General features: G+C 71.5%; 19 protein-coding genes. 8 read left to right on the forward strand and 11 right to left on the reverse strand.

Annotation, left to right across the window (positions count from 1 at the left end):
* Window positions 1–196 precede the first annotated feature (196 nt).
* The gene (locus RNB18_RS43035) at window positions 197–556 is read right to left on the reverse strand and encodes a hypothetical protein (RefSeq protein ID WP_311719576.1); all 360 of its coding nucleotides are present in this window, start codon (window positions 554–556) and stop codon (window positions 197–199) included.
* A gap of 403 nt (window positions 557–959) precedes the next feature.
* On the reverse strand, window positions 960–3,203 hold the full coding sequence (locus tag RNB18_RS43040; RefSeq protein ID WP_311719577.1) for a helix-turn-helix domain-containing protein: 2,244 nt from the start codon (window positions 3,201–3,203) through the stop codon (window positions 960–962).
* Between the two features lie 106 nt (window positions 3,204–3,309).
* Between RNB18_RS43040 and RNB18_RS43045 the strand changes: the two genes are divergently transcribed.
* Window positions 3,310–4,143, forward strand: a complete 834-nt coding sequence (locus RNB18_RS43045; RefSeq protein WP_280857277.1) for an alpha/beta fold hydrolase — start codon at window positions 3,310–3,312, stop codon at window positions 4,141–4,143.
* A gap of 18 nt (window positions 4,144–4,161) precedes the next feature.
* Here RNB18_RS43045 and RNB18_RS43050 read toward each other — a convergent pair whose 3' ends face one another.
* Window positions 4,162–4,860 carry a YoaK family protein gene (locus tag RNB18_RS43050; protein WP_311719578.1) on the reverse strand — a complete coding sequence of 233 codons (699 nt, stop codon included), beginning with the start codon at window positions 4,858–4,860 and terminating at the stop codon, window positions 4,162–4,164.
* Window positions 4,861–4,963: 103 nt separating this feature from the next.
* Here RNB18_RS43050 and RNB18_RS43055 point away from each other — a divergent pair, with 103 nt between their 5' ends.
* Window positions 4,964–6,214, forward strand: a complete 1,251-nt coding sequence (locus RNB18_RS43055; protein WP_311719579.1) for an alpha/beta hydrolase family protein — start codon at window positions 4,964–4,966, stop codon at window positions 6,212–6,214.
* Window positions 6,215–6,227: 13 nt separating this feature from the next.
* On the opposite strand, the gene RNB18_RS43060 is transcribed toward RNB18_RS43055, so the two are convergent.
* The 7 genes from RNB18_RS43060 to RNB18_RS43090 all read right to left on the reverse strand — a co-directional run bounded on the left by RNB18_RS43060 (window position 6,228) and on the right by RNB18_RS43090 (window position 13,622).
* Window positions 6,228–6,647 (reverse strand): aggregation-promoting factor C-terminal-like domain-containing protein, encoded by a 420-nt coding sequence (locus tag RNB18_RS43060; RefSeq protein WP_311719580.1) that lies wholly within the window; start codon window positions 6,645–6,647, stop codon window positions 6,228–6,230.
* 285 nt (window positions 6,648–6,932) lie between these two features.
* Window positions 6,933–7,742: an ECF transporter S component gene (locus RNB18_RS43065; protein WP_311719581.1), complete on the reverse strand. Its 810-nt coding sequence runs from the start codon at window positions 7,740–7,742 to the stop codon at window positions 6,933–6,935.
* On the reverse strand, window positions 7,739–9,475 hold the full coding sequence (locus RNB18_RS43070; RefSeq protein ID WP_311719582.1) for an ABC transporter ATP-binding protein: 1,737 nt from the start codon (window positions 9,473–9,475) through the stop codon (window positions 7,739–7,741). The genes RNB18_RS43065 and RNB18_RS43070 overlap by 4 nt, the downstream gene beginning before the upstream one ends.
* Entirely contained in the window at window positions 9,472–10,563 is a 1,092-nt protein-coding gene (locus tag RNB18_RS43075; protein ID WP_311719583.1) for an energy-coupling factor transporter transmembrane component T, read from the reverse strand. Before RNB18_RS43075 ends, RNB18_RS43070 begins: the two co-directional genes overlap by 4 nt.
* Window positions 10,553–11,182 (reverse strand): SCO2322 family protein, encoded by a 630-nt coding sequence (locus tag RNB18_RS43080; RefSeq protein ID WP_311719584.1) that lies wholly within the window; start codon window positions 11,180–11,182, stop codon window positions 10,553–10,555. The genes RNB18_RS43075 and RNB18_RS43080 overlap by 11 nt, the downstream gene beginning before the upstream one ends.
* Window positions 11,179–12,354 carry a prenyltransferase/squalene oxidase repeat-containing protein gene (locus RNB18_RS43085; protein WP_311719585.1) on the reverse strand — a complete coding sequence of 392 codons (1,176 nt, stop codon included), beginning with the start codon at window positions 12,352–12,354 and terminating at the stop codon, window positions 11,179–11,181. Before RNB18_RS43085 ends, RNB18_RS43080 begins: the two co-directional genes overlap by 4 nt.
* 242 nt (window positions 12,355–12,596) lie before the next feature.
* Window positions 12,597–13,622: an MBL fold metallo-hydrolase gene (locus RNB18_RS43090; protein WP_311719586.1), complete on the reverse strand. Its 1,026-nt coding sequence runs from the start codon at window positions 13,620–13,622 to the stop codon at window positions 12,597–12,599.
* 168 nt (window positions 13,623–13,790) lie between these two features.
* Here RNB18_RS43090 and RNB18_RS43095 point away from each other — a divergent pair, with 168 nt between their 5' ends.
* The 3 genes from RNB18_RS43095 (at window position 13,791) to RNB18_RS43105 (ending at window position 16,646) form a co-directional block, all read left to right on the forward strand.
* Window positions 13,791–15,248 (forward strand): aldehyde dehydrogenase, encoded by a 1,458-nt coding sequence (locus tag RNB18_RS43095; RefSeq protein WP_311719587.1) that lies wholly within the window; start codon window positions 13,791–13,793, stop codon window positions 15,246–15,248.
* A gap of 6 nt (window positions 15,249–15,254) precedes the next feature.
* The gene (locus RNB18_RS43100; protein ID WP_280857266.1) at window positions 15,255–15,488 is read left to right on the forward strand and encodes a ferredoxin; all 234 of its coding nucleotides are present in this window, start codon (window positions 15,255–15,257) and stop codon (window positions 15,486–15,488) included.
* A 294-nt stretch (window positions 15,489–15,782) separates the two neighbouring features.
* Window positions 15,783–16,646 (forward strand): tetratricopeptide repeat protein, encoded by an 864-nt coding sequence (locus RNB18_RS43105; RefSeq protein ID WP_311719589.1) that lies wholly within the window; start codon window positions 15,783–15,785, stop codon window positions 16,644–16,646.
* 24 nt (window positions 16,647–16,670) lie between these two features.
* Here the strand turns inward: RNB18_RS43105 and RNB18_RS43110 are convergent, their stop codons facing one another.
* The gene (locus tag RNB18_RS43110) at window positions 16,671–17,351 is read right to left on the reverse strand and encodes a TetR family transcriptional regulator (protein WP_057615144.1); all 681 of its coding nucleotides are present in this window, start codon (window positions 17,349–17,351) and stop codon (window positions 16,671–16,673) included.
* Window positions 17,352–17,512: 161 nt separating this feature from the next.
* Here RNB18_RS43110 and RNB18_RS43115 point away from each other — a divergent pair, with 161 nt between their 5' ends.
* The 3 genes from RNB18_RS43115 to RNB18_RS43125 are packed head-to-tail and all read left to right on the forward strand — an operon-like array spanning window position 17,513 to window position 20,708.
* Window positions 17,513–18,913 (forward strand): glycosyltransferase family 4 protein, encoded by a 1,401-nt coding sequence (locus RNB18_RS43115; RefSeq protein ID WP_311719590.1) that lies wholly within the window; start codon window positions 17,513–17,515, stop codon window positions 18,911–18,913.
* Window positions 18,907–19,641: a class I SAM-dependent methyltransferase gene (locus tag RNB18_RS43120; protein ID WP_311719591.1), complete on the forward strand. Its 735-nt coding sequence runs from the start codon at window positions 18,907–18,909 to the stop codon at window positions 19,639–19,641. The genes RNB18_RS43115 and RNB18_RS43120 overlap by 7 nt, the downstream gene beginning before the upstream one ends.
* Entirely contained in the window at window positions 19,638–20,708 is a 1,071-nt protein-coding gene (locus RNB18_RS43125) for a prenyltransferase/squalene oxidase repeat-containing protein (RefSeq protein WP_311719592.1), read from the forward strand. The genes RNB18_RS43120 and RNB18_RS43125 overlap by 4 nt, the downstream gene beginning before the upstream one ends.
* The last annotated feature ends 7 nt before the right edge of the window (window positions 20,709–20,715 follow it).

Raw genomic sequence — 20,715 nt, forward strand, 5'->3', positions numbered from 1 at the left:
GGATCGCGCGAGGAGGGGTAGGGGTTTCGACACTGAGCGGATGGATATCAAGCCGAATCCGCTGGATTGAAACGACGTCACGTGAAGAGGCGAGCGATTAGCGTCGCTGCACAGACACCCAAAGGGCCCGCAACCATGTAGGTCGCGGGCCCTGGTTGAAGGGCATCCGGCACGAGGACGGAACGGCGCCTTGTGATCAGGCCGCGTCCGCGTCTGTGTCCGGCGATTCTTCCTGCGCCGGTTCCCCGCGCCCAACCGTCAAGGACCAGTGAACAGCGGTCGGTGCCGTAACTGACACAGTGCCGCTGCGCTCCACGCCAGTCACCATCACCTGGTTGTACGTGGTGCTCACCTCATTCGCCACACATTCCAGCGGGAAAGAGACGTGGACGGAAGGAGCTTCCACCTTCAACTTCCCGCCACCCTGGCAGCGCACGGCGACGATCAGCGCCTGCCCCTTCTTTCCTGCACGGAATTCCATACTGGCATTTCCGCTGATCGCCTGCTGACGCCCGGCAAGAACTTCATCCGGGTCGAGCTCAGGCGGCTTCTGCACCGAGGGTTGTCCGTTGCTGGGAGTGCCAGCACCGGTCTCCGGAATCGCGTCGGCAGACCTGGTGGACTTGGCTGAGCCTTCGGAATCGGGCTGGCCCGATGCGCAGGAGGCGACCGGGAGTAGTGCCACAGCGCAGGCAAGACTCAAGCCTGCGAGGGTCCGGCGAGACATTCTCATTCCTCCCAGAGGTACCAGCCCACGCGGCGGGGCGTGTAGATCGTATGAAGATCCTGAGGTAGATCTGAGCTTCCTCCGTGAAGGCGAAGGAAGTGCATGCCTGGCAACGGCCGAGCAGACATTGACGTGCCGGAAAGATCGGCTACGAACGGGCGCGAGCGAATCCACCCTTCAGCTCGCCGCCGGCGGCTCGCCATTCGGCGGAGGCCGGCGCGGGGTCGCCGATCTACCCGAGGGCCTCGATCGTCTCCGCCGTCTCCGCCGCGGACGCCGTGTCGCCGGCCGCTGTGAACAGTTCGTGGGCCCGGGTGAGGTGTGCGCGGGCCTCGGGGAGTTCGCCGCAGTGGCGCAGGGCTGTGGCGAGGCCGGTGAGGGCCTGGGCCTGGAAGCGGTCGAGGTCGCCGCGGGCCAGGGGTGTGGTGACGGTGCGGTAGGCCGCCACCGCCTCGGGCCATCGTTCGAGGGCCAGCAGGTCATTCGCGATCTCGTGGCGGAGCAGGGCCTGGACGAACTCGGTCAGGCCGGGGACATCCCCGGCGGAGGTGTCGAGCAGGGCCCGGTGGAGGGCCAGCGCCTCCTCGGCACGGCCGGATTCGCGCAGCGCCTTGCCGAGGACCCGCTGGGAGACCGCCTTCCCGGTGTTGTCGCCGACGGCCTCGAAGAGCCGGATGGCCTTCGCGGCGGCCTCCGCGGCCTCCGCGGGCCGCCCCAGGCTCAGACGGGCCCCGGTGATGTACGACCACGCCCAGGCCTGCTGGCCCTCGTCGCCGGTCTCGATCGCCAACTCCAGTGCCCTGCGGGCGAGTTGTTCGGCCTGTTCGTACTGGTACGCCCCGACCCCGTGGGCCCAGGCGAGGCAGTTGAGCTGGTGGGCCTCGGCCGCCCGGTCCCCAAGGGCGGCCGCGGACCGGGCACCGTACGAGAAGAGGGTCCGCCACTCGGGCCACTGGGTCCAGCGGTCGGAGAACCAGTACAGGGTGCGTGAGGTGTGCAGGATCTCCGCGTGCCGGCCCGCCTCGGACATCAGGGGCAGGGCACCCGCCCAGTTGGAGCGTTCGGCGGTGAGCCACTCCTCCGCAGCCGCGGCGGACTCCGAGATGGAGGCGGCGGGTTCGCCCGCCCACGGCTCCGGCGCACCCGGCGCCTCGAACAGACGGCCCGCCGCCGAGGCCGACCTCAACAACCAGTCCGCCATGCGCAGTTGGACCTCCCGGGCCACCGACTCGGGCTCCTCGCCGTCGAGTCGCTCGCGCGCGAAGAGCCGTACGAGATCATGGAGGGCGTACCGGCCGGGTGCGGTCTCCTCCAGCAGGCCCCGGTCGACCAGGAGGTCGAGAACGTCCCCGGTGGTGAGCGGGTCCTCACCGGTCAGGACGGCGGCGAGGTCGGGGCCGGTGTCATGGCCGGGGATGAGCGAGAGCCGGCGCAGCAGCAGCCGGTGCGGTTCGGTGAGTTGGCCGTAGGAGAGGGCGAGAGCGCCGCGTACGGCGAGGTCGCCCGCCACCAGGCCGCTCAACCGGCGTTCCTCGTCCGCGAGTTGGCTCACCAGGCGGGCCGGGGTCCAGCTCGGGCGGCTGGAGAGGCGGTTGCCGACGATGCGCAGGGCCAGCGGCAGGTGTCCGCACAGCTCGGTCAGCCGGGTGATCGCCTCGGACTGTCCGTCGGTGCGCGGGGCGCCGAGGATCCGCTCCAGGAGGGTCGCCGACTCCCCGCCGCTGAGCCCGCCGAGCCTGATCCGCCGTACGCCTTCGAGACCGGCCAGCGGCCGTCTGCTGGTGACCAGCACGAAACTCCCCTCGGCGTCCGGCAGCAGCGGCCTGGTCTGGGTCTCGTCTGCCGCGTCGTCGAGGACGACCAGGGCACGGCGGGTGGCGAGAGCGGCCCGGTAGGCGGCCTCGCGGGCGGCGGGGTCGACCGGGATCCGCTCCGGCGGAAGACCGAGCGCCGTCAGCAGGAGGACCAGCGCCTCGTCGGCCGGCAGCGGGGAGTCGCTCATGCCGTGCAGCTGGACGCAGACACAGCCGTCCGGGAAGGAGCCGGACAGGCGTCGTAGCGCTTCCGCGGCGAGCGTGGTCTTGCCCTGTCCGCCCGGCGCGAAGAGCACCACGGCACGCGTATGCGTGCCGGTGGCCAGGGACTCCAGCTCCGCCAGCTCCGGCTCCCGGCCGGTGAAGTCCGGGACGGTCCGGAGAAGATACGGCGGTGTCGGCGCCCCGCCGCGCTCCCGGCCGGCGTCGGCCAGCCGCTGCAAGCGCTCGCGCTGCTCGTCGTCGAGCCCGAGCGCCGCGGCGAGGGCGTCGACGGTACGGCGCTGCGGCCCGCGGCTGCGACCGCGCTCCATGTCGCCGAGCGCGCGGACGCTGACTCCGGAGGCCTCGGATAGCTCTTCCAAGGTCAGCCGGGCGGCCCGGCGCAGGGAGCGGAGGGTGCCGCCGAAGGGGGTCGCGAGGGAGGAAGTGTGACTGGTCATCATGACAATTAGAACAAGCGCTCGCTACTTCCGCCTGTGTTTCTGCCTGGCGCGAACCAGCCGCCCCTGGTGAGCTGGGAGCTCCGCTACGAGAGGACCAACCGACATGCCGTACATCGCCGTTGGCGAAGAGAACAGCGCGCCGATCGAGCTCTACTACGAGGACCACGGCACCGGACAGCCCGTCGTCCTGATCCACGGCTACCCGCTCGACGGCCACTCCTGGGAGAAGCAGGTCCCCGTCCTGCTGGAGGCCGGCCACCGCGTCATCACCTACGACCGCCGCGGCTTCGGCCGTTCCTCGCAGCCGACCACGGGCTACGACTACGACACCTTCGCCGCCGACCTCGACAAGGTGCTCACCAGCCTGGACCTGACCGACGCGGTCCTCGTCGGCTTCTCGATGGGCACCGGTGAAGTGGGCCGCTACCTGGGCACGTACGGCTCGGGGCGGGTCGCCAAGGCCGTCTTCCTGGCCTCGCTCGAGCCCTTCCTGCTCAAGACCGACGACAACCCGACCGGCGTGGACCAGGCGGTGTTCGACGGGATCCTGGACGCGGTCACCAAGGACCGGTACGCCTACTTCGACGCGTTCTACCAGGACTTCTACAACCTGGACGAGACGCTGGGCAGCCGGATCAGCGAGGCGGCCGTGCGCAACAGCTGGAACGTCGCCGCGGGCTCCTCGGCGCACGCCTCGGTGGCCTGCGTACCGACCTGGATCACCGACTTCCGGGCCGACGTGGCGAAGATAGACGTACCGTCGCTGATCGTGCACGGCACCGGTGACCGCATCCTGCCGATCGACTCGACCGGGCGGCCCTTCCACGCGCTGCTCCCCTCCGCCGAGTACGTCGAGATCGAGGGCGCGCCCCACGGTCTGCTGTGGACGTACGCGGAGGAGGTCAACGCGGCGCTGCTGTCCTTCCTGGCCAAGTAGCTCCTGGAGAAGAGGGGCTCACTCGCGCCCCGAGGCGACCACCGCCAGCACCGCCACCAGCCCCGCCGAGATCGCCAGCGGAATCCCGAGGCCGTGATGGAGCACCAGCCACGCGCCCAGCGTGGCCCCGGCGACCATCGCGATCACGGACGCCGTACGGCGGGGCGAGCGGGTGCCGTGGCCGCCGCCGGCCCGGGAGTCGGCGGCGAGGCCGGTCAGCGTCATGGTCAGCACGGTCGTCGTCAGGTCAGGGACGCCGAGTTTGCGGACCGTGGCGTTGCGCAGGCCCATGGCGAAGGCCGTGACGGCGATGAGGGTGTAGGCGGTGGCCGTGGCGCCGGGCGCGGCGAAGGCGACCGCCGCCGAGATCCCCAGCAGCACCGCCTCGGCGGCGAGCGTGAGCCGGACCCAGGTACGCCGGGAACCACCGCCGAGCCGTACGGCGCCCCGGCCGCCCGTCATCGCGCCCACGACGAAGGACCCCAGCGAGGTCAGCGTGTGCGCCACCGAGAAGCCGGGCGCCCCGGCGGCGGCGAACCCGAGCACGACCACGTTGCCGGTCATGTTCGCGGTGAAGACGTGCTCCAGGCCCAGATAGCTGACCGCGTCGATCAGTCCGCTGACCACCGTCAGCCCCAACAGCACAACCACCAGGCGCAGTCCGCGCGCCTCGGGATCGCCGGCCGTCCTCGGGTCGGTGCTGCTCTGTTCGCTCATCGAGTCTCCGGGCGGCCGGACGGGCAGGGTGCACTCAAGTCCACCACGGATGCGGGGGACTCTCGGATGTCGGCATGACCTGCGCGTCCCTAGCGTCGAGCACATGAGTGATGAGACGCGCACATCCCATGGAACACAGGCGAGTTGGCGCACGCGGCGGGGACTCGCCGGAGCGGCGGCCCTGCTGCTCGCCGCGCTCGCCGCGGCTCCGGTGGCAGCTGCCACCGGTGAGCAGGCGCACCGGACGGGGCGCGGGGACCTGGTCTCGGTCACCCCGGTCGCAGACCGGGACACGGGGGCCGTCCGGGCGTTCCTGGACGGGCGGGGCGTCGCCACCGACTCCGTGCGGTACGGCGTACGGGCATACCGGCTGACGTACCGGACCGTCGACCCGCAGGGTGCACCCACCACCGCGACCGGACTACTGACGCTCCCCAAGGGCGGCGGTCACCGCCTCGACCTGGTCTCCGACACCCACGGCACGATGGTCCACCGCGACTACGCGCCCTCGGCGAGCGAGGACTTCGGGCGGGTGCCGTCGTACCTCAACGCGAGCGCGGGCCGTGCCGTGGCCGCCCCCGACTACCTCGGCCTCGGCAGGGGCCCGGGCCGGCATCCGTACATGGACACCGTCTCGTCGGTGACCGCGTCCCTCGACATGCTGCGCGCCGCCCGGACGGCCGCGGACCGGCTCGCGCGTCCGCTCACCGGGGACGTGTACGTGACGGGCTTCTCGCAGGGCGGCCAGGTCGCGATGGCGCTCGGCAAGGCGCTGGGCGGGGGCGCCGACCGGCATTTCCGGCTGAAGGCGCTGGCGCCGGTCAGCGGCCCGTACGACGGCGAGGGCCAGGAGATGCCCGCGCTGTTCGACGGCCGGGTCAACGACATCAGCGGGGTCCTCTACCTCTCCTACTGGCTGGTCGCGCAGAACCGTCTGCACCCCCTCTACAAGGACCCGTCCGAGGTCTTCCGCGCACCGTACGCGAGCCGGGTCGAGGGCCTCTTCGACGGACGCCATGAGGAGGAGGACGTCGTCGGAGGACTCGCGCCCTCGGTGAAGCAATTGCTCACGCCCGCCTTCTACGAGCGTCTGCGGCATCCGTCCGGCGCCGTGCTGGACGCGATACGCGCCGCCGACCACACCTGCGACTGGAAGCCCGAGGTGCCGGTGCGGCTGTACGCCGGTGCCGGCGACACCGACGTGCCCATCGGCAACACCCGGACATGCGCCCGCACCCTCGCAGGTCAGGGAGCGAGGGTGCGGGTGGTCGATCAGGGAGCCGTGGATCACTTCGGCTCCCTCGCCGTGTCGGCACCGCAGGTGGTGCGGTTCTTCGACGGCGTCCGGGGGTGATGCGCGCGGCGGCTCAGTACCAGCCGTTGGCCTGCCAGAAGGACCAGGCGGCGGTCGGGCTGCCGTAGCGGGAGTTCATGTAGTCCAGGCCCCACTTGATCTGGGTCTTGGCGTTGGTCTTCCAGTCCGAGCCGGCGGCGGCCATCTTCGAACCGGGCAGGGCCTGGACCAGGCCGTAGGCGCCGGAGGAGGAGTTCATGGCGTCGACGTCCCAGCCGCTCTCGTGCTCGACGATCTTGCTGAACGCGGCGTACTGCGCGGCGTTCGGGATCATCTTGTGCGCGATGGCCTTGGCCTGGGAGGACGAGTTCGTGGTGGCCGCCTGAGCCGGCGCCGCGGTCAGGACCAGGCCGGCGGTGGCGGCGGCCAACGCGACGGTGGTGATGGCCTTCTTCGGAGAAGAGATGCGGCGGGCGATACGGGAGACGGACACGGAGAACCTTTTCTTCGGGGACGTGGGTGCCGCTCGCAGACCCGTGGGACGTGCGTCGGCGCCGAGGCCCGTGGGCTTGTCGGCGCCGTGCGACGTGGTCCAGAGAAACAGGCTCGAAAGGCGTCCGCAATGCCCCCTTTTACTAGTGGTGGTCGAATCGCCGGGAAAGGGTGTCCGTGTGATCCGGCTCTCAAAACGCAGGTCAGAGGGGGTATGGGGTGGGCGTTATGTCTGAAATGCTCCTACTGTTCCCATTAGTAGGTGAGCTGCGTCATGTGGGGTGCTTCACCGCTCGGATGCCTCGAATGTGACCTGGGCCTCGAAGGCGGCGCGCCGGGTGGCCCGGCGGAGCGCCCTGAGGAGGGCCGGACCGAGGGTGAGCGTCAGGACGACGGTCACCAGGGCCCGGCCGAGGTCCCAGCCGAGGGACGTGGCCAGGCAGTACGTGACGAAACGGGCCAGGTTGGCGGGGACGCCGGCGTGCGGGTCGAAGGCGATGTTCGAGGCGAGGGCGCCCATGAAGGGCCAGCCGGCCATGTTCATGGCAGTGCCATAGGCGAACGCGGCGAGGAAGCCGTATACCGCGAGGAGGCGGACCTCGGCGCGTCCCCTGGTCCGCTCGGGGCCCGGCAGCAGGCCCGCACCCATCGTGAACCAGCCCATCGCCAGCATCTGGAACGGCATCCACGGGCCCACCCCGCCCGTGAGCAGGGCGGACGCGAACATCGTGACGTTGCCGAGCACGAAGCCGAAGCCGGGGCCGAGAACCCGGCCGCTGAGCACCATCAGGAAGAACATCGGCTCGATGCCGGCCGTACCCGCGCCGATCGGTCTGAGTGCGGCGCCGGTCGCGGCGAGTACCCCGAGCATGGCCACGGCCTTGGGGCCAAGGCCCGACTCCGCGATCGCCGCCGCGACCACCGCGACGAGGAGGACGAGGAGTCCGGCGAAGAGCCAGGGGGCGTCCTGGGTGTGGGTGCCGACCCGGGAGGTGGGCGGAGCGAGGAAGGGCCAGCCGAAGGCGACGACGCCCACGGCGCTGACCAGGGCGAGGGTGAGCAGGGAGCGGGGGCCGAGGCGTACGGCTCTCGTCATGGCAGGGCCTTCCTCACCTGGGCCACCGTGAGCCACCGCTGGGGGGCGAGGATCTTGCTGACCTGCGGCGCGAAGGAGGGGGAGGCCGTGATGACGTCCGCCGCCGGGCCGTCGGCGATCACCTCGCCCTCGGCCAGCAGGATCACCCGGTGGGCGAGCTCGGCGGCGAGTTCCACGTCGTGGGTGGCCAGCATGATCGCGTGGCCGGTGGCGGCGAGTTCCCTCAGCAGATCGACGAGGCGGGCCTTCGCGGCGTAGTCCAGGCCGCGGGTCGGCTCGTCGAGGAGCAGGAGGGGCGGGCGGGCGGCCAGGACCACGGCGAGGGCGAGGGCGAGCCGCTGTCCTTCGGAGAGATCACGGGGGTGGGTGTCGTCGGTCACTCCGGGGAGGAGGTCGTCGACCAGTGCGCGGCAGGTGCCGGATGCCGCGCCGGCGTCCTGGTCGGCGGCCCGGCATTCGGCGGCGACCGTGTCGGCGTAGAGGAGGTCCCGGGGTTCCTGGGGGACGAGGCCCACGCGGCGGACGAGGTCCCGCGGGGTGGTGCGGTGCGGCTGGGCGCCGCCGACGTGGACGGTTCCGGCGGCGGGTTCCACGAGGCCGACCAGGGTGTTGAGGAGCGTCGACTTTCCGGCGCCGTTGCGGCCCATGAGGGCGATGGTCTCGCCGGGGCGGACGGTGAGGTCGATGTGGTCCAGGGCCTGGATGCGGGCGCGGCGGACGGAGAGGTCGTGGACCTCGGCGAGGTGGGAGGTGATGGGTGCGGGTGAGGCGGGCCGCTTACGGAACGCCCGCCTTCGGCGGGGCGCTCCGTGGTTCCCACCCGCACCACCCGTACAACTTTCGTCGTCGGGTGCAGGTGGCCCCTGTGGGGCGGTCTCGCCGTTGGCGGCTGCGGGTGCGTTGTCCGTAGGTGTTCGCTCGGACAGCCGCTTTCTTAGGTCTCCCGCCCTGCGCCGCGCGTCCCGCACCGTCAGCGGCAACGGAGCCCAGCCCGCCAGTCGGCCCAGGTCCACCACCGGCGGATACACCGGGGATACGGCCATCATCTCGGCCGGGGTGCCGAAGACCGGTGCTTCCCCGGGGGCGGGCAGGAGGGCGACCTGGTCGGCGTACTGGATGACGCGTTCCAGGCGGTGTTCGGCCATGAGGACCGTGGTGCCCAGATCGTGGACCAGGCGTTGGAGGACGGCGAGGACCTCCTCCGCCGCCGCGGGGTCCAGGGCCGACGTCGGTTCGTCCAGGACCAGGACCCGGGGGTGCGGGGTGAGGACCGAGCCGATCGCCACGCGTTGCTGCTGACCCCCGGAGAGGGTGGCCAGGGGGCGGTCACGCAGGGACGCCAGGCCCAGCAGGTCCAGGGTCTCCTCCACCCGGCGGCGCATCACCGTCGGCGACAGGCCCAACGACTCCATGCCGTAGGCGAATTCGTCCTCCACGGTGTCCGTCACGAAGTGGGACAGCGGATCCTGGCCCACCGTGCCGACCACGTCGGCCAGTTCGCGTGGCTTGTGGGTACGGGTGTCGCGGCCGGCCACCGTGACCCGGCCGCGCAGGGTGCCGCCGGTGAAGTGCGGGACGAGCCCGCTGACCGCGCCGAGGATCGTGGACTTTCCGACCCCCGACGGGCCCACGAGCAGCACGAGTTCACCCTCCGGCACCTGGAAGTCGACGCCCTGGACGGTGGGTTCGGCTGCCCCGTCGTACGTCACGGAGACATCCTCGAAGCGGATCACGACGACGGCTCCTTGGGCGTGGGGGCGAGGAAGGCCGGCAGCAGGCCGAGCAGGACGGCCGCGGCCGGCAGGAGAGGCAGGGTGGGCGCGACGAGCGGCACCACGCCCGGGTGCAGGGCCGCCGGATCGGTGGCGCCCGCGAGGAACATCGCCGCCGCCACAGCCGCGCCGGAACCGGCGACCAGGAAGGACCGGACGTCCCAGCGGTCCGGGCGATAACGGGTGCGCGGGGTGCGGCGGCCGCCCAGACGCAGACCCGAGAGGGCGGCGGTCAGGCCGGCGAGCAGGACGGGGATGCCGTACGTGCCGCCTTCGGCGGTGAGCAGTCCGTACGTTCCCGCGCAGACACCGAGCAGGCCGCCGAGGGTGAGCGCGGTGGTCGTACGGCGGACTCCGGGCGGGACCTCGGCCGTACGGCCGTAGCCGCGGGCGTCCATCGCCGCGGCCAGGGCGACCGAGCGCTCCAACGCGCCCTCCAGCACCGGGAGTCCGACCTGGAGGAGACCGCGGATCCCGGTGTCCGGGCGGCCCCGGAGGCGGCGGGCGGAGCGGAGGCGCTGGACGTCGGCGATGAGATGGGGGGCGAAGGTCAGGGCCACCACCACGGCGACGCCGAGTTCGTAGAGGGCGCCGGGGAGGGACTTGAGGAGGCGGTGCGGGTTGGCGAGGGCGTTCGCCGCGCCCACGCAGATGAGGAGGGTGGCCAGTTTCAGGCCGTCGTAGAGGGCGAAGACGAGGGACTCCGCGGTGACCCTGCCGCCCAGCCGGATGCCCTGCGCCCAGTCGGGGAGCGGGAGTTCGGGGAGGGTGACGAGCACGTGCGTGCCGGGAATGGGGGAGCCCAGGGTGATCGCGAAGAGGAGACGGACGAGGAGGACGGCGAGGGCGAGTTTGACGAAGGCGGCGTAGGAGTGGGACCAGGGTGTGGTCCGGCCGCAGGTCGCCACCACGTACGCGGAGGTGGTGATGAGGAGGGCGAGGAGGAGGGGGTTGGTGGTGCGGGTGGCCGCTATCCCGAGGGAGAGGGACCACAGCCACCAGGCGCCGGGGTGCAGGGGCGCGGATTGAACGGGTGAGCTAGGCGGCATTCCTGCGCCGCCTCGTTTGCCACACCGCCGCCGCTCCCAGGAGGGCGATCGCCGCCAGGCCCGCGTACAGGCCCACGGACGGGCCGCCGTCCGAGCGGCTCTGCTCCGGGCCCGTCTTCTTCCCCGTCACCTGCTCCCCGCACCCCGTCTCCGGATACCCCGCGATCGCGCACAGCAGGGCGTTGGTGTTGTAGCGGAGCGGCTTGGCGGCCGTTGCCAGGGCCTCCGCCGTCGTCGCGTCGCGGGGTACCACCGCGCACGCGGTGCGCCGGGCCGGGGGCGTCTCACCGGACGGTGCGTCCGAAGCCGTACCGAAGTCGAGGACCAACGCCACGCGCTTACGGCCGTCCCGTGCCGCCGTGTCCCCGCAGATCGCCGCGAACGACGCCGTCCCGCGGGGCGTGTCCGCGTCCGTCGAGTCCTCGCTCACCGCGAACCGGAAGCCCTGGACGTCGCCGTCGGAGGGAACCGCCGTCGAGGGGCCCTCGGTGGCGTAGGTCCAGGTCGAGCCGGTGCGGTCCCAGAAGGACCAGTAGCGGTACCCGGCGGCTTGGGCCGGGCTCGCGGTGGCCAGGAGGAGGCCCGCCAGGAGGGAGAGGACAAGTGCCCGCCGGGTCACGGCTGCTTCCTCTTGTTGCGGCTGCTGAGCAGGAAGCCGATGCCCGCGCCGGCGGCGAGACCCGCGCCGACCATCCACCACACGGAGGTGCCGGAGTCGTCCTGGGACGCGGTGACCGGCGCCGGGCCCGTCGCGGTCAGCTGCTCGACCAGGTCCGTGCCGCCGAAGTCGCTCGGGTCGGCGCCACCCGCCTCGGCGGCGAGGATCAGCTGGGCGTATGCCGCCGGGCCGTTCTGCTCGGCCCACTTCGTGGAGTTCCGCTCCAGCCACGCCAGGGGCTCGCGCGCGGCCACGGGACCGCCCTGGACGGCGAGTGCGACGACCGCGTCCGCCGTGTTGCCGTAGTCGGGCTGATCCTCGGCGCCGGGGAGGACGGACTTCAGGTAGCCGCCCTTCGCGACCGCCTTGGCGAGGAAGGAGGCTCCGTTGGCCGCGGCCCGCGCAGGGGTGAGGTGCGGTGCGTCGGCGCAGGTGCTCTCTCCCCCGGTGTCGGCCCTCGCCGTCAAGAGGCTCGTTCCGCGCGCGGCGACGACAGCCGCCGCCGTTGCGCCCGCGTTGGCCCTGAGCTTGCCCTTCTTGTCCGGCTGGTAGGCGAAGGCGCCCCCGTCGGCGCACGGCAGGGACAGCTTCAGCAGGGCGTCGTAGGGCGACTTCGCGCCGTTGCGGATCGTCGAGACCGGGGTGTGCTGGGTCGTGAGTGCGCCGATGACAACTGACGTCGAGTTGGCGTCGCTGGCCCCGCCGGGGGTGTAGCCCCAGCCGCCGTCCTTGTTCTGGACGGACTTCAGCCAGGTCACCGCCTTCGTGACCGCGGTGCCGTGCCCGCCGACCGCGGACAGGGCCTGCGCGGCGGCGGCCGTGCTGTTGGTGTCGACCATCAGCTTGGCGTCGCAGGCCTTGGCCGCGTTCGCGCGGAACGCCGGGAACGCCCCGCTCTCGCACTGCTGCCCGGCCAGCCAGTCGACGGCCGCGGCGGCGGGCTCCGCGTGCACCCGGTACAGGGCGATGAGCGCGAGCGACTGCCGCCAGACCCCGTCGTACGTGGGGTCGCCGCTGCCGTACAGCCCCGAGGGCAGGGACGGCGACGGAGACGGCGAGGCGGCGACGGCGGGTGTGGCCGTGCCGATGGCGACGGTGGCGGCCAGGACCGCGGCGCTGCGGCGGACGTTCATGATCGGCGGATGCCCTTCTCCCTGCGGAGAGCCGGACAGCGCGGGAGGACCCCGGGCGGCTCGGCTCCGTATACCTCGACGGTGCCGCGCACCGGCCGGTCTCCCAGGCCCTTGGGGCACTGGGGAAGGGGAAGCGCCGGAATTGCACCGGCTTCCCCCCGTACGGCATGTGATGACGACCTGGCTACTCTACTCGCCCGTAGGAAAGCGACTGAGAGCCGCCCAGGGGGCCTCGGTCCGGGCTAGACGGCCACGTACGTCACCGGATCGCTCCCCGTCACCGCCTCCGCGCGGCCCAGCTTCACCAGCCGCCGCAGATGCGCCTCGGCCTCCGAGACCGCGATGTTCCGTGATCCGTAGGGGATCTGGTCCCAGGGCCGGTTCCACTCCATGCGCTCGGCGAGCTGCCAGGGGGTGAGGGGCTCGGCGAGGAGGGAGCGCAGGTCGGTGAGGCGTTCCTCGTGGTGGGCGAGCAACTGCCCTACGCGGGCGCTCGCGTCGGTGAAGACGTGCTGGTGGGCGGGGAGGACCTCGGCGGGGGCGAGCCGCCCGACGCGTTCCAGGGAGTCGAGGTAGTCGCCGAGGGGGTCGGTGACGGTGGCGTCGTCGGGGTCCTCGTACAGGCCGATGTGCGGGGTGATCTCGGGGAGCAGATGGTCGCCGGAGAACAGCCGTCCGTGGCCCGGCAGTCCGGCGGGGTGTTCCTCCTCCAGGTGCAGGCAGACATGGCCGGGCGTGTGGCCCGGGGTCCAGATGGCGCGGAGCCTGCGGCCGGGGAGGTCGAGGAGTTCGCCGGGGACGATCTCGCGGTCGGGCAACGCGGGGGAGAACCCGGGCAGTTCGCGGCGCCGCGCGGTGCGCAGCGGGGCCACGTGGTCCTCGGGGGCGCCGGCGGCCTCCAGCTTGGCCGTCATATAGGTGAACCAGCGCTCGGCACGGGTCTCACGGGTCCGACGCACGATCGCGGAGTCCGCGGCGTGCATCGCGATCCAGGCCCCGGACGCCTCCCGCACCTTGCCGGAGAGGCCGTGGTGGTCGGGGTGGTGGTGGGTGACGACCACGCCGTGGATCTCGCCCACGCCGGTCCCGCACGCGGTCAGCCCCTCGGCGAGGGTGTCCCAGGAGTCCGGGTCGTCCCAGCCGGTGTCGACCAGCACCGGTCCCCGGTCGGTCTCGACGACGTACACGAGCGTGTGGCCGAGCGGATTGTCGGGGATGGGCACCTGAACGGACCGGACGCCGCCACCATGGTCGTACACCTGCGCCATGAGCTCCCCAATCACCGCGTTCCCGTCACTATAACTAGAACGAGTTTCGACGGTAGCCCGAGGTCACCAACAGTCGCGGTGTGCGGGCCGTGGACTCCTCCCAGTAGAACTGGTATCAGTTCCGTATCTGATGGATCGTCAGTAAGCCGCCCCGGGGAGGCAGTCGCCATGACCGAGCTCGTGGAACACGGACAGCTGTTCATCGGCGGGGAGTTGACCGACCCCCTGGGCAAGGACGTCATCGAGGTGATCTCCCCGCACACCCAGGAGGTCATCGGACGGGTCCCGCACGCCTCGCGCGCGGACGTGGACGCGGCGGTCGCCGCCGCACGCACCGCCTTCGACGAGGGACCCTGGCCGCGGATGTCGCTCGACGAGCGCATCGAGGTCGTCACCAGGATCAAGGACGCCATCGCGGTCCGGCACGAGGAGATCGCCCGCGTGATCTCCTCCGAGAACGGCTCCCCGTACTCCTGGAGCGTCCTCGCCCAGGCACTCGGCGCGATGATGGTCTGGGACTCGGCGATCACGGTCGCACGCAGCTTCACGTACGAGGAGACACGCGACGGAGTCCTCGGCCGCATCCTCGTGCGCCGTGAGCCGGTCGGGGTCGTGGCGGCCGTGGTGCCCTGGAACGTCCCGCAGTTCGTCGCCGCCGCCAAGCTCGCGCCCGCGCTGCTCACCGGCTGCACGGTGGTGCTCAAGCCGTCGCCCGAGTCGCCGCTGGACGCGTACATCCTGGCCGAGATCACCAAGGAGGCCGGGCTGCCGGAGGGCGTCCTGTCCATCCTCCCGGCCGACCGGGAGGTGAGCGAGTACCTGGTCGGGCACCCGGGGATCGACAAGGTCTCCTTCACCGGCTCGGTGGGCGCGGGCAAGCGCGTGATGGAGGTCGCCGCCCGCAATCTCACGCGTGTGACCCTGGAGTTGGGCGGCAAGTCGGCGGCCGTGGTCCTCCCGGACGCGGACGTCGAGGCGGCCGTCGCCGGGATCGTCCCGTCCGCCTGGATGAACAACGGACAGGCCTGCGTGGCCCAGACCCGCATCCTGCTGCCCCGCTCCCGCTACGACGAGTTCGCCGAGGCCCTTGCCGCGGCGGCGAGTGCACTGGTCGTCGGCGACCCGCTCGACCCGGCCACCCAGGTCGGCCCGCTGGTCGCCGAACGCCAGCAGCGCCGCAACCTCGACTACATCCGCATCGGCCAGGAGGAGGGCGCCAAGATCCTCACCGGCGGCGGGCGTCCGGCGGGCCTGGACCGCGGCTGGTACGTCGAGCCGACGCTCTTCGGCGACGTCGACAACTCGATGCGGATCGCGCGCGAGGAGATCTTCGGGCCGGTGATCTGTCTCCTTCCCTACGGTGACGAGTCCGAGGCGGTGAAGATCGCCAACGACTCCGACTACGGCCTGTCGGGCAGCGTGTGGACGGCCGACGTCGAGCGCGGCATCGAGGTCGCGCGGCAGGTCCGTACCGGCACCTACAACGTCAACACCTTCAGCCTCGACATGCTCGGCCCCTTCGGCGGCTACAAGAGCTCCGGCCTGGGAAGGGAGTTCGGCCCGGAGGGCTTCGGCGAGTACCTGGAGCACAAGATGATCCATCTGCCGGCCGGCTGGGAGGGGTGAGCGGCGATGGGAGACCGCTGGCACGTCGAGGTCGACCGCTCCCTGTGCATCGGCTCCGCGCAGTGCGTGCACACCGCCCCCGACGGCTTCCGCCTGGACACCGCCCGCCAGTCCCACCCCGCCGACCCGGAGAGCGACGCCAACGAGAAGATCCTGGCGGCAGCGGAGAACTGCCCGGTGGAGGCCATCATGATCACGCTGCTGGGGAGCGGGGAGCCGGTGTTCCCGCCGGAGGAGTAGGGGCCGAGAAAATCATGGTTTGAGAGGGTTCATTCCCGGACGAGAGTTCTACTCTGGACATAGGCCTACGAGGCGAGTGAGGGAGTCCGACCGAAGTAGCCGACTCGGGCGAGAAGCGCAGGCTTCCGCCAGGGCCGACGTCGACGGTAGGGCTGAGAGGCCGAAGAGCAGCGGGAAGGCTCGACGGCGACCCCCAGAACCTGATCCGGACCATGCCGGCGAAGGGAACCCGTCTCGTAGGTCCTCTCGTGCGATGGCGTACTCTCCTGCGGTCGTCGTGGGAGTGAGGTGGGCGTGCGGAAGTCCGAGGCCAAAGAGCTGATCAAGCAGGCACGTGACGCCTGGGACGCCGAGGAGTGGCTGCGCGCCGCCGAGCTGTACGAGCGGGTGCTCGCGCACTTCCCGGACCTGAAGGCCAGCGCCGTGTGGTGGTACGACGCCGCGCTCGCCCACAAGTTCCTGCGGAACTGGGCCAAGGCCTACGAGCTGGGCCGGGAGGCCGCGGCCCGCTCCCCGCGCGGCGAGGGCGACCCGGCGTACTGGAACCTCGGCATCGCGGCCACGATCCAGCGGGACTGGGCGACGGCACGCGACGCGTGGAGCGGCTTCGGCATCGAACTCCCCGACGGGGAAGGGCAGATCGACGCCCGCCTCGGGTACGCCTGTGTGCGCCTCGACACCGGCGGCGAGCGCGAGGTCGTCTGGATCGAGCGGCTGTGCCCGACCCGCGGCCGGGTCGTCAGCGTGCCCGTCACGGGCGGGCGGCGCTACGGCGAGATCGTCGTCCACGACGGCGAACCGAAGGGCGAGCGGGTCGTCGAGGGCTCGCCGTACCCCGTCTTCGACGAACTCCTGCTCTTCGAGGCGTCCGAACTGCCCACCCTGGAGGTCACGGTGGCGGCCGGCGAGGCGGCCGACCTGGAGGCACTCCTGGAACTGTTCACCGACCACGGCTTCGGCGCCGAGCCGGCGAGCAGCGTCCGCATGCTGTGCGCCTGCTGCAGCGAGGGCACCCACGAACAGGAGCGCGCCGTCGACGCCGGCGCCCAGCCGGTCTCCCTCGCGGCCCCCGAGGGTGAGGCCCGGCGGCTGCTGGAGCGGTGGGCGGGACAGGCGGCGATGGGACGGAGCTGGAGCGGACTGGTGGCCGTCGGCTAGGGCCGGGGTACTGGGGCCGGGGCGCTAGGACCGCGGTTCCGTGAGGTCGATCAGGCGGCACACCGTCTCGATGTCGATCTTCACCTGGGCGATGGAGGCCCGCCCCGAGAGCCAGGTGATCAGGGCCGAGTGCCAGGTGTGCTCGATGACGCGGACCGCGGAGAGCTGCTCGGGCGTCGGATCCTCGAGCCCCATGGCGTCCAGGATGATCAGCGTGGTCTGGTGGGAGACCTGGTCGACCTCCGGGCTCACACTGCGGTCCGCGAAGGTCAGCGCCCGGACCATCGCGTCCGCCAGGTGCGGCTCGCGCTGGAGCGCCCGGAAGGCCCGCATCAGGGTCTCCGCGACCCGCTCGGCCGCGGTCTCGCCCTGCGGCGGCTTCTTGCGGAGCGTGCCGTGCATGTGTTCCAGCTGGTCCTGCATGGTGGCGACCAGCAGATGGATCTTGGAGGGGAAGTAGCGGTAGAGGGTGCCGAGCGCCACCTGCGAGGACTCCGCGACCTCCCGCATCTGCACCGCGTCGAACCCGCCGCGGCTCGCCAGCTGCGCGCTCGCGTGCAGGATGCGGCGGCGCCGCGCCTCCTGCCGCTCGGTCAGCGGCGGGGCGTCGGGTCGCGCGATGCCGGCTTCCACTCTGGCGGGCTTGGCCACCTTGTCCACCTTGGCTTCCGTGACAGTCCGTGAGGATGTGTGATCACTCAGCATGCCAGGGTGCCGGCCGTGGCGTGAATCACCCGATCCACCGCTCACAGGACCCCTACCTGCCGGTAGATTCAGAGCCTCCTGAACGATCAAGTCTGAAACTTGTTCTAGATTACCTTCTCGTCGTAATCTCGCGGGACAATGCAGGCAGAAGGGGGCTCAGAGTGACCGCTGAGGCCAGTCAGGCAGGGGCCTTTGACGGCCCGGCCGCCGACGGCGAGCGACCGCTCCGTATCGCGCTCCTCACCTACAAAGGGAACCCGTTCTGCGGGGGCCAGGGTGTCTACGTACGCCACCTCTCCCGCGAACTGGCCCGCCTCGGCCACCGCGTCGAGGTCATCGGCTCCCAGCCGTACCCCGTACTCGATCCGGGCTACGACGGCCTGAGCCTGACCGAGCTGCCCAGCCTGGACCTCTACCGCTCCCCGGACCCCTTCCGCACGCCGAAACGCGACGAGTACCGCGACTGGATAGACGCCCTGGAAGTCGCCACGATGTGGACCGGCGGCTTCCCCGAGCCGCTCACCTTCTCCCTGCGGGCCCGACGCCATCTCCGGGCCCGCAGCGGTGAGTTCGACGTGGTCCACGACAACCAGACCCTCGGCTACGGCCTGTTGGGCGATGTCGGCGCTCCGCTGGTGACCACCATCCACCACCCCATCACCGTGGACCGGCAGTTGGAGCTGGACGCGGCCGAGGGCCGGTGGCAGCGAATGTCCAAGCGCCGCTGGTACGCCTTCACCCGTATGCAGAAGCGCGTGGCCCGCCGCCTGCCGTCCGTGCTCACCGTCTCCGGCACCTCCCGCCAGGAGATCGTCGACCACCTGGGCGTGCGCGGCGACCGTATCCACGTCGTCCACATCGGCGCCGACACCGACCAGTTCTCGCCGGATCCGTCGGTGCGCGTGGTGCCGGGCCGGATCGTCACGACCTCCAGCGCGGACGTCCCCCTCAAGGGCCTCGTCTTCCTCGTCGAGGCGCTGGCGAAGGTCCGCACCGAACACCCCGGGGCGCACCTGATAGTTGTCGGCAAGCGGCCGGCCGAGGGCCCGGTCGCCCAGGCCATGGAGCGCTACGGCCTCGAAGGCGCCGTCGACTTCGTCAAGGGCATCTCGGACGCCGAACTGGTCGACCTCGTCCGCTCGGCGGAGGTCGCCTGCGTGCCCTCGCTCTACGAGGGCTTCTCACTCCCCGCGGCAGAGGCGATGGCGACGGGCACCCCGCTGGTCGCCACGACGGGCGGCGCGATCCCCGAGGTCGCGGGGCGCGACGGCGAGACCTGCCTGGCGGTACCGCCGGGGGACCCTGGCGCACTGGCGACCGCCCTGAGCCGTCTCCTGGGCGACCCGGACCTGAGGGCGCGACTCGGCCGGGCCGGACGTGAGCGGGTACTGGCGAAGTTCACCTGGGCGAAGGCCGCGGAGGGCACGGTGTCCCGCTACCGCGAGGCGATCGCCGGCTCCGCCACCACGCTTCCCGGCCGCTCCGCGGCCTCTCAGGGTGTCGAGTTCGCACCCCCGACCACAGACACCGGTGTCTATCCCGAAAGCAGGGCCACGTGCTGACCGTCGACTTCTCCCGGTTCCCGCTCGCGCCGGGCGACCGCGTCCTGGACCTCGGCTGCGGGGCCGGCCGGCACGCGTTCGAGTGCTACCGGCGCGGCGCGCAGGTCGTGGCGCTGGACCAGAACGCCGAGGAGATCCGCGAGGTCAAGAAGTGGTTCACGGCGATGAAGGAGGCGGGTGAGGCACCGGAAGGGGCCACCGCCACCGCGATGGAGGGCGACGCCCTGGCCCTCCCCTTCCCCGACGAGTCCTTCGACGTCGTGATCATCTCCGAGGTGATGGAACACATCCCGGACGACAAGGGCGTACTCGCCGAGATGGTACGGGTGTTGAGGCCCGGCGGGCGGATCGCCATCACTGTCCCGCGCTACGGCCCCGAAAAGGTCTGCTGGGCGCTGTCCGACGCCTACCACGAGGTCGAGGGCGGCCACATCCGCATCTACAAGGCGGACGAACTGCTCGCGAAGATCCGCGAGGCCGGCCTCAAGCCGTACGGCACCCACCACGCGCACGCCCTGCACTCCCCGTACTGGTGGCTCAAGTGCGCGTTCGGCGTCGACAACGACAAGGCGCTGCCGGTGCAGGCGTACCACAAGCTGCTGGTCTGGGACATCATGAAGAAGCCGCTGGCCACCCGGGTCGCCGAGCAGGCACTGAACCCGCTGATCGGCAAGAGTTTCGTGGCGTACGCGACCAAGCCGCACCTTCCGCGGGTGGCCACCTCGTGACCACTCCCCGGACAGAACACCTCGTCCTGCCCGGGGTCCTCACCGCCGAGCAGGCCGCCGCGACCGTCGCCGGGATCCTGGCCGTGCAGCGGGAGGACGGGGCGATCCCGTGGTTCCGCGGTCACCACCTCGACCCGTGGGACCACACCGAGGCCGCGATGGCGCTGGACGCGGCGGGCGAGCACGAGGCGGCCGAGCGGGCCTACGAATGGCTCGCACGGCATCAGAACGAGGACGGTTCCTGGTACGCGGCGTACCAGGACGGGGACTGCGCGCAGATCACCGACCGGGGCCGCGAGACGAACTTCGTCGCCTACATAGCCGTAGGGGTGTGGCACCACTATCTGTCCACGGGCGACGACATGTTCCTCGACCGGATGTGGCCGACGGTGTACGCGGCGATGGAGTTCGTACTGGAACTCCAGCAGCCGGGCGGGCAGATCGGGTGGAAGCGGGAGGACGACGGCAGGGATCTCACCGACGGGCTGCTCACCGGATCCTCCTCGATCCACCACGCGCTGCGGTGCGCCCTCGCGATCGCCGAACAGCGTGAAGAGGCCCAGCCGGACTGGGAGTTGGCGGTCGGGGCACTGCGGCACGCGATCCGCCGGCACCCCGAACGCTTCCTCGACAAGGACCGCTACTCGATGGACTGGTACTACCCGGTCCTGGGCGGGGCGCTGACCGGCGCGGAGGCCAAGTCCCGTATCGAGGAGGGCTGGGACCGGTTCGTCGTGCCCGCTCTCGGAGTGCGCTGCGTCGTCCCCAACCCGTGGGTCACGGGCGGGGAGTCGGCCGAACTCGCACTGGCCCTGTGGGCGACGGGCGAGTCCGACCGGGCGCTGGAGATTCTCCAGTCGATCCAGCATCTGCGGGACCCGGAGAGCGGGCTGTACTGGACCGGCTACGTGTTCGAGGACGGAGCGGTGTGGCCGCGGGAGCTGACCACGTGGACGGCGGGATCGCTGCTGCTGGCCGTCGCCGCGCTGGGCGGCCATGAGGCCACCTGCACGGTGTTCGGGGGGGAGCGCCTGCCGCTGGGCCTCGACCCGGACTGCTGCGCCTGAGCGCTCG

Source organism: Streptomyces doebereineriae, assembly GCF_031845645.1.
GTDB lineage: Bacteria > Actinomycetota > Actinomycetes > Streptomycetales > Streptomycetaceae > Streptomyces > Streptomyces canus.